Origin of the sequence: Candidatus Aquicultor sp. (genome assembly GCA_036504445.1) — a bacterium.
Classification (GTDB): domain Bacteria; phylum Actinomycetota; class Aquicultoria; order Aquicultorales; family Aquicultoraceae; genus DASXVE01.
In genome coordinates, this window is record DASXVE010000028.1 from 89,602 (window position 1) to 104,796 (window position 15,195).

17 protein-coding genes are annotated in these 15,195 nt (G+C 48.7%); 4 read left to right on the forward strand and 13 right to left on the reverse strand.

The genetic code is table 11. The features are described 5' to 3' along the window. Nucleotides 1-33 precede the first annotated feature (33 nt). From VGK02_09940 to VGK02_09995, 12 genes are all read right to left on the reverse strand, one after another. Nucleotides 34-2,700 (reverse strand): FtsX-like permease family protein, encoded by a 2,667-nt coding sequence (locus tag VGK02_09940; protein HEY3375371.1) that lies wholly within the window; start codon nt 2,698-2,700, stop codon nt 34-36. After that, nucleotides 2,678-3,364, reverse strand: a complete 687-nt coding sequence (locus tag VGK02_09945; GenBank protein HEY3375372.1) for an ABC transporter ATP-binding protein — start codon at nt 3,362-3,364, stop codon at nt 2,678-2,680. Before VGK02_09945 ends, VGK02_09940 begins: the two co-directional genes overlap by 23 nt. Continuing rightward, complete coding sequence (locus VGK02_09950) at nt 3,339-4,055, reverse strand: ABC transporter ATP-binding protein (protein HEY3375373.1); 717 nt, start codon at nt 4,053-4,055, stop codon at nt 3,339-3,341. Before VGK02_09950 ends, VGK02_09945 begins: the two co-directional genes overlap by 26 nt. Then, nucleotides 4,043-4,738, reverse strand: a complete 696-nt coding sequence (locus tag VGK02_09955) for a hypothetical protein (GenBank protein ID HEY3375374.1) — start codon at nt 4,736-4,738, stop codon at nt 4,043-4,045. The genes VGK02_09950 and VGK02_09955 overlap by 13 nt, the downstream gene beginning before the upstream one ends. 210 nt (nt 4,739-4,948) lie before the next feature. After that, on the reverse strand, nt 4,949-5,368 hold the full coding sequence (locus VGK02_09960) for a hypothetical protein (GenBank protein HEY3375375.1): 420 nt from the start codon (nt 5,366-5,368) through the stop codon (nt 4,949-4,951). A gap of 91 nt (nt 5,369-5,459) precedes the next feature. Continuing rightward, nucleotides 5,460-6,491: an ATP-binding protein gene (locus VGK02_09965; protein HEY3375376.1), complete on the reverse strand. Its 1,032-nt coding sequence runs from the start codon at nt 6,489-6,491 to the stop codon at nt 5,460-5,462. Then, nucleotides 6,430-7,104 (reverse strand): two-component system response regulator RppA, encoded by a 675-nt coding sequence (gene rppA, locus VGK02_09970; protein ID HEY3375377.1) that lies wholly within the window; start codon nt 7,102-7,104, stop codon nt 6,430-6,432. Before rppA ends, VGK02_09965 begins: the two co-directional genes overlap by 62 nt. Nucleotides 7,105-7,132: 28 nt before the next feature. Further along, a complete protein-coding gene (locus tag VGK02_09975) occupies nt 7,133-8,125 on the reverse strand; it encodes a metallophosphoesterase (protein HEY3375378.1) in 993 nt (330 codons plus the stop codon). Between the two features lie 222 nt (nt 8,126-8,347). Continuing rightward, nucleotides 8,348-8,980, reverse strand: coding sequence for a hypothetical protein (locus VGK02_09980; GenBank protein HEY3375379.1), 633 nt, complete (start codon nt 8,978-8,980; stop codon nt 8,348-8,350). Beyond that, nucleotides 8,977-9,954, reverse strand: coding sequence for an ABC transporter permease subunit (locus VGK02_09985; GenBank protein HEY3375380.1), 978 nt, complete (start codon nt 9,952-9,954; stop codon nt 8,977-8,979). Before VGK02_09985 ends, VGK02_09980 begins: the two co-directional genes overlap by 4 nt. Next, on the reverse strand, nt 9,947-10,852 hold the full coding sequence (locus VGK02_09990; protein ID HEY3375381.1) for an ABC transporter permease subunit: 906 nt from the start codon (nt 10,850-10,852) through the stop codon (nt 9,947-9,949). Before VGK02_09990 ends, VGK02_09985 begins: the two co-directional genes overlap by 8 nt. Further along, nucleotides 10,849-11,586, reverse strand: coding sequence for an ABC transporter ATP-binding protein (locus tag VGK02_09995; GenBank protein ID HEY3375382.1), 738 nt, complete (start codon nt 11,584-11,586; stop codon nt 10,849-10,851). The genes VGK02_09990 and VGK02_09995 overlap by 4 nt, the downstream gene beginning before the upstream one ends. A 239-nt stretch (nt 11,587-11,825) precedes the next feature. Between VGK02_09995 and fliD the strand changes: the two genes are divergently transcribed. The 4 genes from fliD (at nt 11,826) to VGK02_10015 (ending at nt 14,721) form a co-directional block, all read left to right on the forward strand. Continuing rightward, on the forward strand, nt 11,826-13,103 hold the full coding sequence (fliD, locus tag VGK02_10000) for a flagellar filament capping protein FliD (GenBank protein ID HEY3375383.1): 1,278 nt from the start codon (nt 11,826-11,828) through the stop codon (nt 13,101-13,103). A 236-nt stretch (nt 13,104-13,339) separates the two neighbouring features. Continuing rightward, the gene (locus VGK02_10005) at nt 13,340-13,576 is read left to right on the forward strand and encodes a type II toxin-antitoxin system prevent-host-death family antitoxin (GenBank protein HEY3375384.1); all 237 of its coding nucleotides are present in this window, start codon (nt 13,340-13,342) and stop codon (nt 13,574-13,576) included. Beyond that, nucleotides 13,577-14,017, forward strand: coding sequence for a type II toxin-antitoxin system VapC family toxin (locus tag VGK02_10010; GenBank protein HEY3375385.1), 441 nt, complete (start codon nt 13,577-13,579; stop codon nt 14,015-14,017). A 437-nt stretch (nt 14,018-14,454) separates the two neighbouring features. Next, nucleotides 14,455-14,721, forward strand: a complete 267-nt coding sequence (locus VGK02_10015; GenBank protein HEY3375386.1) for a hypothetical protein — start codon at nt 14,455-14,457, stop codon at nt 14,719-14,721. A gap of 293 nt (nt 14,722-15,014) precedes the next feature. Here the strand turns inward: VGK02_10015 and VGK02_10020 are convergent. Then, on the reverse strand, nt 15,015-15,195 hold a 181-nt coding region (locus tag VGK02_10020), incomplete at its 5' end, for an integrase core domain-containing protein (GenBank protein ID HEY3375387.1).

A 15,195-nucleotide genomic window follows, 5' to 3' on the forward strand; every position in this document is an offset into this window, starting at 1 on the left:
TCGCAAGGGCTTAACTTTGCCGTTCCCGTCCTCTTACAAATCACGAATAACCTCTAATGCAGGCTTACGGGCAGCTTGGATCGTGATAACCGCCGCTCCTATTACCGCTATCGCTACTGTCCCCAATACCAGCGCCAAATATGGCCATGGTATGAATAGGTGCTCTGGAGGAGGATCGAATACGCCGGTCAATATCTTAACAATGACAAGCGACAATACCCACCCTGCAAGAGTACCAAGACCTACGCCACCTATAGTTACAAATAGCGCTTCACCCCAGACAAAGGAAGACAGTTGCCTTGCGCGAGCTCCGAGCGCCCATGCGATAGCAAATGTCCTGCGCCGCTCCGCAAACCCCAGGATAAGAACGAGCCCGGATGCAGCGATGGCTAAGATAACCGCAAATACCAGCTCAAGCCTTGTAAGCCCTGAGAGATCTAGCGCTGTTAGGCCAGATAGCGTGACTTTTAATTGGGTGTCGATATCCTGAACGACCGCTCCCGATGCAGGCCCAAGCAGCTTGCGAATACGGCTGGCAACAACCGGCGGCGATCCACTCGTCTTAACGAGAAGTGTCTCAAACGCCGATGAGCCGGTCATGCGAGAAATATAGGAAGTGTTTGCAATCAGAAACGAATCCCGCGGCGCAGTCGGAAACTCGCGTGCAATTCCTACGTAATGGAACGGAACCACATGGTAGGCACGATCTCGCGCGGATTGCAGGCGTATTCTGATCGTATCGCCCGGTTGAAGTTGGAAATCCTTGACGGTTTCTTCGGACACAAGAATTGCATCCGGCCGCGACGTGAGTTTATCAAGAACCTGTTTGGCGCTACCACCCTGAAAGAACGCGTCGGAGATCGGCGCCGCATTAGCGATCGTTTTTGGGTTAATGCCGTAGAGATCCTGTAAATCGTTTCCAACATATCCGAACCGATGTTGCATGGGTTCTACCGCTACGACTCCGCTTATCTCCTTTGCCGACGCCGGTAATGCCTTTGGCAAACCAGATGATGCCGACGTTGCGATCGCAACGTCGGAGCCGTTGGTTAGTTGGGCGTCGACTCTGGCCTGATTCATGTACGTCATATTGAATATGGCGATGGAGATCGCAAATGATGCGGTCAGCGCCATTATAACAAGGCCCCTTGACAGCAGCTTTTCCTGCCGGGACATCGACGCGGCCACAACACCGGATAACTCCCGGGAAATAGGGCGAATGATGCGGGACAGACCTCGCCTCTCGTGCGTGAGGGCGAAATTTGAAATGCGCCATGTAAATAGAGCTGAGCCGATCCACAACATGAGCGGAGCAAGCAGCGTTATATAGTTTATGGATATAGTCGGAACGCCTTCCGGCACTAGAACGACCTGGTATGCGTTACGCATTGCTTGCCAAAAGATCAATCCCGAACCGGCCAAGAAAACGATGTCGAGATAGATACGAGACCACAGCGGTCGGCTCGGTTTCCCTATAACCGCTTGGGCGGCTCGGACGGTGAGGCCTCTGGCATCTCGCCAGGCAGGAAGCATGATGGTAGCCAAAGCGAGTGAAATTCCTAAGAGCACGGACACCGCAACCCACGTATACGCCTGAAAAGCCGTTGCACCGAACGCATACGTCCCGAACGAGAGCTTTCCGGCAAACGCAGCGCCCGATACCCCTAATCCCGTGCCAAATATCCCGACCAGCAAGGTCTCTGCAAAGGCAAGTCTGAGAATCAGCACAGGTGAAGCCCCGCGGATGCGAAGCAGCGCCTGCTCTCGCCGACGGCGATCTCCACCGGACGCGCCGACCACCGACGCCAATAGCGCGGCGAGAATCACACCGGGCAGTCCTAGAAAGAGGAACAGTAACTGGGCGTAAATTGCATCTGCCCGAGCGGCATCTAACTGAGCCGCAATATTATTGCCCACGAGAGCGGTTCCTGCGAGGCGTGCCTCGAGGTTACGTGCCCGATTTTCGAGTTGAGTGAAAGCAGCCCCCGGATCCCGAGGAAGATCGCGCGAAAGCCTTACATGCACCTGCGTATATACGGCAGTGGGTTGGCTCTTTGCGACCGGATCGTACAGGTTATGCCATGTATCGAGAGGCATAAGCACAACATTGTCCGGTGGTGCCTTAATACCGGCTCCGGGTATAGCGCCGACGGTTTGGAAAAGAGAGTCGGCTGCAGGTAAACTTATGATTCCCCTCACGGGGAGCTTTACCGGCGGTAATCCAGAACGGCCTATGGTTATGATCGTTCCTACTTGGGCCTGAAGGTTTGCCGCAGTCTGCTGCGCCAACAGGATTCCTCTTTTGGACCCAACCAAAAACCGCATCTCATCCGGGAATGTCGATGTATATGTTCTAGGGATTCCGAGCGCCTTACCAGAGCCCGTGGTCTGGATTGTTCCCCCATTGGAAGACTGAAAGTATGTAACATCTGCAAAGCCCACAGGTTGAACCGCCCGTACGCCGGTGGTATGTCTAATAGTTTGTAATGACCGATTTAGGTCAGAACCCGGTGATAGTTGAACCTGCCAGTCAACCGGAACTCCTGCTATTGCCGCTTTGGTCATCCTGGCTTTACTCGACGTGAAGAACATGCCAAGAGACAAGAGCAGAGTGACGGCCAAACCGATACAGAAAACCATACCGGCAAGCCTCGCTATGCGCCGTTGTGAGAGCCCTTTAATCCATACGAGACTGAACATGTTGTTCCTCCGTTTGTAAGCGCCCATTTTCCATAAACCATAGCGTCGAGAAACGGCCGGCCACCGCCATATCATGGGTGGCCAGAATAAGGCAGCCACCGATCTCTTTTGCGTATGAGAGCAAGAAGTTCATTAATTTCTGGGCGTTTTCATGGTCTTGTTGACCGGTCGGCTCATCAGTCAGCAAAAGTGCAGGTTTCGTAACTAACGCGCGGGCAATACCCACCCTCTGGGACTGACCGCCGGAGAGCTCCTCGGGTAGTTTTGATGCGATCTGCGTTAACGACATCCGCTCTAGCATAGCCCATGCTTTATCAAACGATTGTTGCTCGTCGACACCGGCAAGTAGGCTCGGTAGTGCGACATTTTCCACAACGGTGAGGGCCGGCAGAAGGCTCGGTCCCTGAAAGGCCATCGTGACCGATCCGGGTTTCAATTGCTTCCTTGTTCCCAGAGCAGGCCATTCTATGGTGCCGGTGGACGGTATATCAAGCCCGGCGATCAGATGGAGCAATGTCGTCTTCCCGCTTCCTGAGGGACCGACCAGCGCAACATGCGACTCATCCTGCACTTCAAATGTTACGTTATCGACCGCAGTCACCCTGCGCTCACCCTCTCCATATGTCTTTGAGACATTGTTAGCCCGTACTAGTAGATTCTTCATTAATAATCCTTCCATCGAACAAACGGATTATGCGATCGGCTGCAGAAGCAACGCGCTCGCTGTGGGTAACGACGATTACAATACCGCCATGTTCTGCCCGCTCGCTCAAAAGATTAAGAATAATCGCTTCGTTGGCTACATCAACTTCACCGGTCGGCTCATCGGCAAGTAAAATCGGTGGGTTATTTGCAAGTGCCACCGCTAAACCGGCGCGGGCCGCTTCGCCGCCCGAGAGTGTCGAAGGCCAAGCCATGGCGCGATCTGCCAAGCCCACGGCAGCCAAGAGATCGCGAACCTTTTGATCCGAGCCCGGGGATAAGTATTGAACCATCCTGATATTGTCGGTGACCGTCAGATGATCGAGCAAATTACCGGACTGAAGAAGCACCCCGATCCACCTTGCGCGCAAGGCCGCCCGTACTGCCTCCGGTCGCCTCGTAATGCGATTTCCAGCCATGACAACGTAGCCGCCGTCAGGCTCGTCGAGCCCCGCAAGACAGGCAAGCAAGGTAGATTTTCCGCTCCCCGACGGGCCGACAATCGCAACCATCTCACCCGCCTCAACGGCGAGTGAAACACCTCGCAGCGCAAACGTCTCTTCGTCGCCCGCGTGGTAAAAGCGATAGAGTTCCTGAGCTTTAATCGCGGGCTTGGATTCTTTATCTGAATTCATAGGAATTACGACTGCCATTTGAAGCTCTCCGATACAATTCGCCAGGGGTCGACGTTATCTGCGCCGACCGGCGATAAGAGAATCAAATTCGCTTGCTCGCCATTTTTGAAAAACTCGTAACGCAGTACATCCAACCGGTACTGTTTTCCGGTTACCGAATTAGGCTCGCTGTTCTTCTGATATCTTATGAGAACGGCAGGGCCGCCCGGCAAAGTAACCTGCTCGACACTGACGAGCTTAAACGCCGCCTCGGTGCGAGATAGTTCCGGCACCTCGGTGGATTTTGCCTGTGATACGCTCGGTGCCGAGCCGCTCGGTGCCCAGTTGACGGCAACACCGTTTAGCTTATCCGAAAACTCGACGCGCGAGCTCCCTTTAGCTTGAGACCAACCTTCAGGTACTTTTATCTGGAATTTCCCCTCAGCTGATTTGTACACAACAAACGCCTGCGTATCCGGAATGTCTCCCGGAGGGTTCTTCTCGGGGGCAACAGGGGCTTGGGCTTGGGTCGTGCTGGATGAACCCAAAGGCCGTGCCGTTCCAGTCTGCTGCGTGCTTGATGCACTCGCCGAAGCACCGGGGCTTGCAGAAGACGTTGTGCTGGTCTTACTTGCCGTTGTTCGACCACACCCGCTTAGCATTACGAGGCCCGCCAAAACCAGCCATACTATTGCGCCCACGATCATACTTTTAGTCCTCATATAATTCTCCTCGGTTTCTCGTCTCACAAAAGTCCTCTAAAAACTCAAAATAGCCGTTTAGCCTTGTCTCCAAACATTCTTCGTCCTCTATAAACGATGTTCGGTGTATTGCTAAAGCTTTTATTCTGCCAAAAGGTAATCGGTACTGGCGAGCTAAAGCCAGTACCGATTACCTTTGATTATGCCCTTACTGTTCTTAATTCTTCAGGCTTACTCTACGCCCTCGAATTGGTGATCTGCGTTAGTTCCTTCAGCGTCCTGATGTCCGCCGCCCGGAAGATTCTTGTCTTCCTGTACTTCGCCCTTTTTCTCAGTGGCCGATTCCTGTCCGGAATTATCGTTCACTTCGTTTATATCTTTGTCTGCCCCGCCTTTCTCCTGTGCATCGACTGCCTCAGTACCAGATGTCTCGTTAGCATCCTTTACTTCCTTACCGGCATCGGCTTTATCTTGAGTCGTGGCCGACTCAACCCCTGATGTCTGATTATTGTCCTGAGTAGCAGCTTGCACCTTGACTGGAGCTTGCTGTACCGCACCTTGCTGTGCGGCATTGGCGAACGATAGTGCTGTCAGCCCACCGGTAATAATCAATGCGCCAACAACTGAGAGGATCACAATCTTCGTCTTCATACTTTCACCTCACTTTCTTACACTTGCTTGCAATACTGTTCGAACAGGTATTCCAAAACTAGGTTCAGTGTACCCGGGTAAGATGAAGTTGCTATGAAGACGTGAGAAGAGGTAATGAAATGGTGAGAATCGTCCCGATACCTGGGGTGCTTTGCGCAGAAATAGTGCCGCGATGTTGTTCGATAATCCATTTGACGATCGACAAACCTAAACCGCTGCCACCAAGCTTGCGCGACCGCGACTTATCCGCTCTGTAGAATCTGTCGAAAACGTATGGGAGGTCTTCGGGGGCGATACCTATCCCGTTGTCTTGAATCGCGATCTGTATTTGGTTACCGGCTTGCTTTGCGCGAATCAGCACTTCACCGTTTTCGCCGGAGTAATCGATAGCGTTCTTAAGGATGTTAAGAAATGCCTGCTCCAACTTGAGATGATCGCCGGAGATGTAAACCGGGCTTTCGATCTCGTTCCGTATTACGGTATCTTTTGTCTCGGCATATTTGCAGATTGTTTCTACGCTTTGCACTACTAATGAAGACAATTCAATTCTAGAATATTGCAGCTGCTCTTGGTTGTTATCGATACGGGAAAGCACTAGGAGGTCTTCGACGATCTTGTTCATTCTATCCACTTCTTCAAGGTTGCTGGCAAGAACAGCATCGCTCTTACCCTTACTCGCAGTACCACGCATCGCAACCTCAAGATTTGCTTTCATTATTGTCAGCGGGGTCCTAAGCTCGTGCGACGCATCTGCGACAAAACGCTTTTGAGCAGCAAGCGTTTTCTGTATGGGTTGCATGGTTTTCCCGGCCAACCAGAATCCGAGACCGGCGACTAATATGATAACAGCGCCGTCTATGACAAAAATCTTGCTTTGTAGACCGGTAATCGTTCTAGCAACGAAATCTGTTTGCGCTTGCTCATTTGAAAACTCGCCGTTTACCTCGTCTTGTATGTCCTGTGAGAAGCTGTAATACAGTACAACGCTTACCACAATCAACACTACCGCAATTACCGCCACATAGAATAGCGTTAAGCGCAACCGTGCCTGTTTAAACAAATTACGTTCTAAGCCGGTAACCGGCGCCTCGAATCGTTTCAAGAAGCTTGTCTTGATACTCATGATCGATCTTTTTCCTTAGGTTTTTTATATGCACATCAATAACATTGCTAAAAGAATCAAAGTTGAAATCCCAGAGACGACTTATTACCTGCTCGCGTGTCAGAACCTGCCCTGCATTCCTCATCAGATACTCCAGCAAGGCAAACTCCTTCATAGTAAGGACAATTTCTTTTTCACCCCGGTAGACTTTCTTTGTTATCGGATTAAGCACAAGGTCCTTGATTCGCAGCTGCGGCGGCAATACCGCGTTGGGCCTTCTCAGTAGCGCTCTGACCCGCGCAAGTAATTCCTCAAAGGCAAACGGTTTAACAAGGTAATCATCCGCGCCACAATCCAAACCATGCACCTTGTCCTCCATACTATCCCTTGCAGTGAGCATGAGGATAGGAACACTGATACCTTGGCGCCTGATGTTTTCGCAAACCTTAAATCCGTCGAGCTTCGGCAGCATTACATCTAATACAATAAGGTCATACTCATCCCGACACATGTCAATCTGATACCAACCGGACTCGCCATCGAAAATACAGTCGACGGCGAAACCCTCCTGGGCCAGACCTTCTTTCAATATGTTCGCTAGCTTCTCTTCATCTTCGACTACAAGAATCCTCATAATGTGCCTCTGAATATTACGCTGCTTTTTAGAATTTATCGATCAATTTTCCATGATCGTCAAGTACACGGATATAAAAACCTTTGCTCGTAACGTCGACAACTGCAAAATTATAGGCGGCTTTCGGGGCGATGTCTACATTTTTGCGGCTCTTATATGACTTCGTAAGCGGGGCTCCGACCGAACCCGCGGTTACCTGGTATATCTTACGGTGATATATAAAGTTCTGGCCTTTGACCGTCTCGTTCATCGAGGCGTCGACATGGCGGCGGGTGTAGTTGTGCTCGTGACCGACAAAAACCATGTTAGCGCCGTTTGCATCGAGAACCTGCCAGAGGCGGTCGCGCTCAAGCTGGTTAGCGTCGAGCGATGAGCCAACGTGGGAGCCCGTCGGAAACGCCGGCTCGTGAAAAAAGACGAACTTGAGACGGGCTTTGTTGTCTTGCAGCTGCTTGGTTAACCAGGTACGCTGCGCACCGTCGATGCTATGGTTTTCTTCGGAGTTCAAAACGATAAATTCAATATTGCCCCGGCTAACGCGATATGCGGTGCGTCCAAACCCTTTTACATCATTATCCGGAAGATAGGCAAAAGCCTTCGAGAATGCGGATTCAAACCCTTCATGATTGCCGATAGCAGGATAAATCATGGATAGCGGATAGTAATTGTCCATGATGTCTTTCCAGTGCTGCAGCTGCTGTGATACAAGAGGGCCGCCGCCTACCATATCACCGACAAAAAATATCGCTTTAGGCTGCGGTGATAGCATTTTCACCTGCTTCATTACGCGTTTTAACACCGCGTCGTTAACGCCATTGTTTGAACCGCGGCTGTCTGCCATGACAACAAATCTGTAAGGTAAGCTCGCCGAGGTAGTATCTGTTACGCTTGCTTGCGAGACTCGATCGCGCTGCGCCTGCGTGCTTGTAAAACGACCGAGGTTTGGCATGATGCTTACCGCCGCCAAAGCAACGGCTAAGCATATAAGCAGGATAATTATGACGTTTCGTCCACGTATCAACTTGCCTTGCATATACTGAACATTAAGCCACAAATATGACGATGTAAAGTGATATCCATAAGCTAAGACGTTATCACCGTTCTAATGAAGCTATCTTTGTCAATTGCCGATTAAGCGCAGTATTGATATTGGACCTACCCCGTTACCGTTGACGCCTCAGCTTGAACAATGGACTTATCAGAAGCTTCCTTAAGTTGTCTAAACTTCGTCGCCCATGGGACTTTAATCCTGCTGTTCCCCCGTACCTTTAGCTTTCGTTGCCTTAGCAGCCACTGGTTTGAATCCAGGTGTACTTACTTCAATAGAGAAACGCACCTCATTTTTTGAGTTTCTGTAGATACTGTACTTATTCTCGGGATAGTGGTTTGGACCTGTTTTGTTATCAAAAAATATTGTTTTCGTTTCATTTGGATTGAGAGTGAAATCGGTCAATTTCTGATAGTAGTTTTCACTCTTGTTGGTGACGATGTCGGTCATTTTATAAAATGCTTCGAAGTCGCTCATCGCTTTAGAGCTCTTGTTCTTGATTGCGATTTGCAGCCGGTCTCCAATCGGCTTGTTAGTATCCGGGTCCACGTTATCTTCAACCATAGCACTAGCAATCGCAAGACCCTCAGTTACAGCGGTATTTTTTATGGGATTACTGGCAACCGGCAAAGATTGTTTCAGTTGTGTTTGATCCTGGCTCACCGGATTCGTGGTAACCGGTGCGGCCTGTTTCGTTTGTGTTTGATCCTGCAGTTTCGTTTGTGTTTGATCCTGGCTATTCGGCTTATTGAGCATGAACAGCAATGCCGCGATCACCAGCACAGCAACCGCTGCCACTCCAATAATTGTCATCGTGTTCTTTTTCATCTGATCCCCTTCTTTATTAATGTGCGTTTATTAAATTGTGCCAAAGCAAGCAATATACTGGCTAGCAAACTACATATGAGCCAAACCATATCTCCCCATTTTGCGAGCAATATTGCAAAGACAGGTTTCTGATTAAACTCATCCTTGATGCCCAAAATGGCGAAGTCGGCCCGTTCAAAATGCTTGCTGAGTGAGCTTTCTTCTAAATAGTTACGAGTTACTTCGTAGCCATGAAAGCGAGCCAGCACAGCTTTTTCGTGCGCTTTATTTACCTGGAGAGCCTTGAATAGCCCGCCCGGAACCTGATTATCAGGGTCCATAGTGTCACCGATTTGAGGGACAATCAAGACAACGCTTAGCCACAAGATGAAACTAACTATTAACGCGGTCGTCAGCTGTTTTGTATAACCTGCCAGCCCCATTGCAAGTGCCGTCCAGAAAAGCAAGTATACCCAGGCCATGCCCATGCCAATGGTCAGCTTGAGCAACTCCGTATTGGTTAGAATTGCGCCGCCGACAAACCTCAAGGTCGCGATGATGGTAAATTCCAAAACAAAAATAATCAGCGCCCAAACGATCGCCAGGGCGATAATCTTACCAAGGGCGATATCGAAAGTGCCGAGAGGGCGACTAAATAATAGCTTCATGGTGCCACGGTACTTCTCTTTAGCGATTACGCCATACCCGACGATGATTGCCACAATAGCGCCGATGATTTCCAAGTATTCGATGCTGCTCCGAAGTTGTTGTAAGGCAAAGAACTGAGGAGCGCTTTGTGTTGCCATACCGCCGTTTTGCCGTAAAGCTTGCAGATATTGTTGATAATCAGCCAACTGGGCATGGAAATCCATCGAAGCGATAACGAGGGACAATATGACAACTATGGCAAGCACCGCGCAAAGGATTAGAAAACTCCGGCTACGCAAAATATCTTTCAATTCTTTAGCGATAATCGTCCTGATACTCTTACTCATATAGCTCTCTTCTCATGGCCTTTGGGGTTATGAACAAAACTAAAAAACAACTTGCAACCGCAATCCCGGTGAGCGCAGCCCAATCATATGCCGCTGGTCCCGTGGCATCGCTAAACTGCAATATTGCACCGCTAGCGCTCTTGAACCGATCCGTTATCGATATTGGCTGCAATATCGAACGATTAAAGCTAAAAAATTCCCCTTGTGAGGCTGCTTGGGCGGGTACTGGATTTAACAGTGCCGACGGATGCTCAGCTGTGCCTAGTTGAGGAATTACAAAAGCAAACAGTACCCAAATAAGAATGGGGATGAGCAGCGCTGTTGTTTCACGGCAGCTACATGCTCCGAATACCATCCCCAGTATCGAGAATGGAAATAGAAAGAGCCAGGCCGTTAGGTAAAACTTCAGAATGGCTACGGTAGATACAAGACCAAGCGGATGCGCCAAGACAATACTGATGCCAAGCCAACTAATAACCCCGGTGATAAGTAGAATGGATGCAACGGTAATCTGGACTCCCAATATCTTGCCGGCGATATATTGCCGCATACTCAAGGGCCGTGAAAGTATGATGTCGATTACGCCGGCTTTTCGGTCGTGCAAGCTTGATCTAACACCAATGAGAATAGCAAGGAGAGCACCGATAAGGACAATATAAATTACTGTATTTTTCAGCAACTCTAGCTGCGGTTGATTTGCGAATGGATTAGCAACCGCTGTTGCACCTTGCCGCACAGTCTCCGTGTAAACATTCATTACCGTGTGATGTGCAGACCAACCGATAAAACTCGAAAGGAAAACCATACCGACAAAGATAGCGAGCAACAGTATCTGTAGACGCTCGGTTCTGGCAATTCTGATTTCTTGTTTCGCGATTGCTAAAATAGAGGATTTCATTCTGACCTTGCATCGACTTTCAAATATATATCTTCGAGCGAAAGCTCTCCAGGAAAGGCTTGCAGCGTCGATTCCAGTGTATTGTGATACAGCAGCTCTCCATTTCGTAAAATGCCAATACTCGTGCAGGTTTTTGTTACCTCGGAAAGTAAGTGGGTATTCATGAAAATCGTCATCCCGAACTCTTGATTTAGGTGGATAATATTCTCTCGCAACAGCTTTACGCCTTGAGGATCAAGGCCCGATGTGGGTTCATCAAGAAAAAGGACTTCCGGTTTGTGTAGTATCGCCTGGGCAATCCCGGCTCTTTGCCGCATGCCCTTGCTAAACTCTTCAAGTTTTTGATTCTCGTGACCCGTGAAGTCTAAAAACTCAAGTACCTCACTGATTCGTTTTTCCGTATTCTCGACACCGGATAACTTGCCAAAAAACGCTAAGTTCTCCCGCAGCGTCAGCGCGTCATAAAATTCAACGTTCTCGGGTAAATAACCGATTCTTCGGCAGACCTCTTTGCTATTCGTCGCAGCGTCATAACCACATATTTCCGCAACTCCATCGCTTGGCTGCAATAGTGTAGTAAGGATACTTACTGTCGTTGTTTTGCCGGCGCCGTTGTGACCCAGCAGACCAAAAATGTCGCCATGGTTTATTTCTAAATCTAAATTAGATAGGGCGATAAAATCGCCATATTTCTTGGTAAGCGATTGTGTTTTGATAATAGGCTTATTTTTCATAGTTAAACTCAAATTGCTCCTCATCTCCTAACAAATCTATTGTATTTGTTTAAGATGAAGAATGGATGAAGAGGGAGCGCGGTTGATCTGTTTCTCATGAACGTCAACTAACTTATAACCATTTACCTCCACATTATGGTATATTCTGACATTCAATCTAAAGGTTTTACTACTCAATGACGATAATACTAAGTAAACAATACTTACAGCTAACGTCTATTGGCTTAGCGAGGTATAAAATGGTAAGTCCATTGAGTTCTGGTTATTTGAACAATTGGACGGCAGCGTATCTTTCAAGCACGACATCCGGTCGGGGTCTCTCTCAATTATCGGCGACATACTCGGTGGCCCAGCAATCCCTGGCGATAAATTCCTGGAAGCGGCAGCAGCCGTCATTAATGACTAAAGCCCTGGTGGCACTCACCGGCAACGCCAACCGGCTATGGCAGGCCTCCAAGCCCTTTCAGCCGACGACACAAGACAACGTTTTTCTGCAGAGAAGTGCGACCTCAACTACACCGAGCGCCGTAACGGCTAAGGCGCAGGCCGGAGCCACACTCACTAACTACAGCGTCTCCGTAACCCAGATCGCAGCAGCCCAGCAAAATGTGGGAACTGCTTTGACGAGTTCGGCGACAACGAGCCTAGCCGCCGCCACCTACACGTTCAAAGTTCAAACCAACGGTGTTGCGTATGCCACCTCGTTTGCCGTCAATTCAGGCGATACCAACCAGACGGTTTTGGATAAAATGGCCCAGGCGATCAACGCGGCGGGAGCAGGTGTCGCCGCAACCGTTGTAAATGGTACTTCTGTTGGTACAAGCAAGCTCCAAGTCACCGCGAATAACACTGGCACGGCCAACGCTTTTACCATCACCGACATGACCGGTACCGCCGTGGCTTCTACAGGTGTGAGCTCGGCATCCACACTCGCGGCAGATGCGAACTATACTGTGAACGGCACCAACTATACCTCTGGTTCAAATACGGTATACCTGGAGAATTCAAAGGTTACGATGACGATCGCTGCTGTCACCAATAATGCAACGGTCACCGTATCCAATGACACACAAGTCGTGAGCACTGCTGTTAACAGCTTTGTCTCAGCCTACAACAACATGGTTAGTTTTACTGCCGAAAACCAGCAGTATATAAAGCCGCAAGTTGCCAGCAGCTTAAATAAGAGCTTTACGTCCCAGATGTCGGCCCTTCGCTCGATTGGCATCACTCAAAACCCGGATCAGACACTGGCGGTAGACCAGAGCAAACTCAACAGTGCCCTGCAAAACAATTTCAAGTCCGTGCAAGCTGCGTTTAGCGGCCTTGATAGTATTGCCACCAACGCCGGTGCGCAAAGCCGGTCAATCGCCGTCAGCCCGCTCAACAGTTATGCAAGCCAGCCACCGCTGGCAAATGATACGGCACCGGTTCTTTACAGCTACCTGGGTTCGCTTAACCAATCCTCTCTTTTGTCGGCGTTTCTATCTACAGGCCAGCTCATAAATATGTACAGGTAACCCTAAGCTAGCAAATACCGTTTTAGGTCCTGTTCAAGTCTTCACACATCTTGGTTTTCAAAAGATAAAATGCCCTTGCGAAGATACTTTTCGCAAGGGCATTAACTTTGTCATCTGATTGAACACTATTTGAGCTTGGAGTTCCTGGCTGAGCTTGTGAAATCGCTATAAATTTGTAAATGACTATTGATAGGCGCTATCCTATGGTGTACACTAGTGTAAACCTGGAGGTAGTCATGATTAGAACTGGCATTAAAGAAATGAGAAAAAACCTTACAAAGTATCTTGAATCAGTCCAAAAAGGCGAAGAAGTCATCATTACAAAAAGAGACGAACCAATAGCCAAAATCGTACCTATCCCTGTAAAACAACCGAAAACTCTCTCAAGTCGTGAGCAACTCAGAAAACTCATCAAGCCTACGGGAACACCATTATCTCAGATTATTTCCGAGAACAGAGAGGAGCGCCTGTAATTGAATGTCTTTGTCGATACAAGCGCTCTGGTCAAATATTATTATCCTGAAGCTGATAGCGATAACGTTGAGCAAATGATTCTAAGTGCTAAGCGCCTATATCTGTGCGAATTGTCGCTTGTTGAATTCGCCTCGGCATTAATGAAAAAAGTCAGAATGAACGAACTGCAGGAACAAGAGCAACAACTTATATGGGAAGCGTTCTTGAGTGACACACAGGCAGAGAACATTGAGTTGATTGATCTATCCCAAGATGACTTCAGAAGCGCCTCCGTCCTTATCGTAAAACATGGTAAAACTCGTAATTTAAGGACATTGGATTCGCTTCAGTTAGCGGCAGCATTAAAGGTGTCCGATGCTGATTTCTTATCGTCGGATAAAGAATTGCTTGCAGTCGCAAAAGCAATTGGTTTGTCCGTAAAGGATTCATCAAAACCATAGAAAAAGATTATGGCTCCCCAGAGCAATAATCTTCCAACTTTGTCGTCTTTAGTAGACACTGCTATAGTGAGCCACTGTCAATACCAACCAGGCCTCTTTTATACGGTTTGCGAATTTAAGCTTACGATTTACATCTCAAGCTTCCTTTAAATAAGGAGCTGATCGGGACAGGGCTCTTCGACGATGATTGCCCTGCTATTCGTGGATTGGCTACCACATTGATTATTATTCATCCGGAGCTGTCTTAATCTATTCACGCGGATTTAACGCCGCATAGTGTCCCCGAAATTTCTCCTTATTCGTGCCTATCCCGATCAGCTCAAACCTTGGGTCTTAGTTGAGGTTCTCACCCATAAGGCCCCAGACAAAGCCAGCTAGCTCCCTTGCGGCAGCTACTACGGCAACTTGACTTGCCCTTTTTGCTGCTAGCTTCCAGTATGTTTTATACAGGCGCTGCTGCGCCTTCATCGAATATGCAATTACCTGCGCTGGCTGTCCCTCAGACCAAGAGAATGTTTAATCAAGCATTCTTCAAAAAGATCCACATAAAAGGCAAAAAGGCTAGCAGTAATGATTTTGCTAACCCTTTCGATCTAATTTTTTCTTCAAGTTCAAATAAGAACTTTCTGGTCGCCCTCACAGGACGCTATTTGAACTTTTCTGAGCTGGAGAAACTTAAGATGTATGTCGATGAGCTGCAGTGATATTATATCAAGGTTTCTAAACGAAGGATTCCTAATTCGGGTCAAATTGGCTCACTGGATTGGTCCTTATTTTACTAACAAGTAATCCTTTGATTGATACGGCCGAAGGCCGCTTTGCAATTGATCTACCCTAGGTGCGAGATACTATTGAGCCCTTCACGCCTGCGCTATGGGAGCAGCTAAAGAAGCAAACCCAAGTATTCGAGAACCTAGCAGTCGAGTCGTATGTGCGAGATGGCGCCGCGTCCCAAAAGTTGAACCGTTAGGAAAGAATCCTAAGGTGAATGGCGGTATTACGCTGACACTCCTGCAAACTCTCGCTTGATGAAGTCATCCGGCGCAAGATAATCGATTGCAGAGTGCCGACGCTTTTCATTATAGTACGAGAGCGCTTTGTTGATAAGCTTAATCACCTCACTTTCGCTCTGAGCGGCGGCAAACACGTCCGCCCACTCATCCTTTAACCTGCCAAAG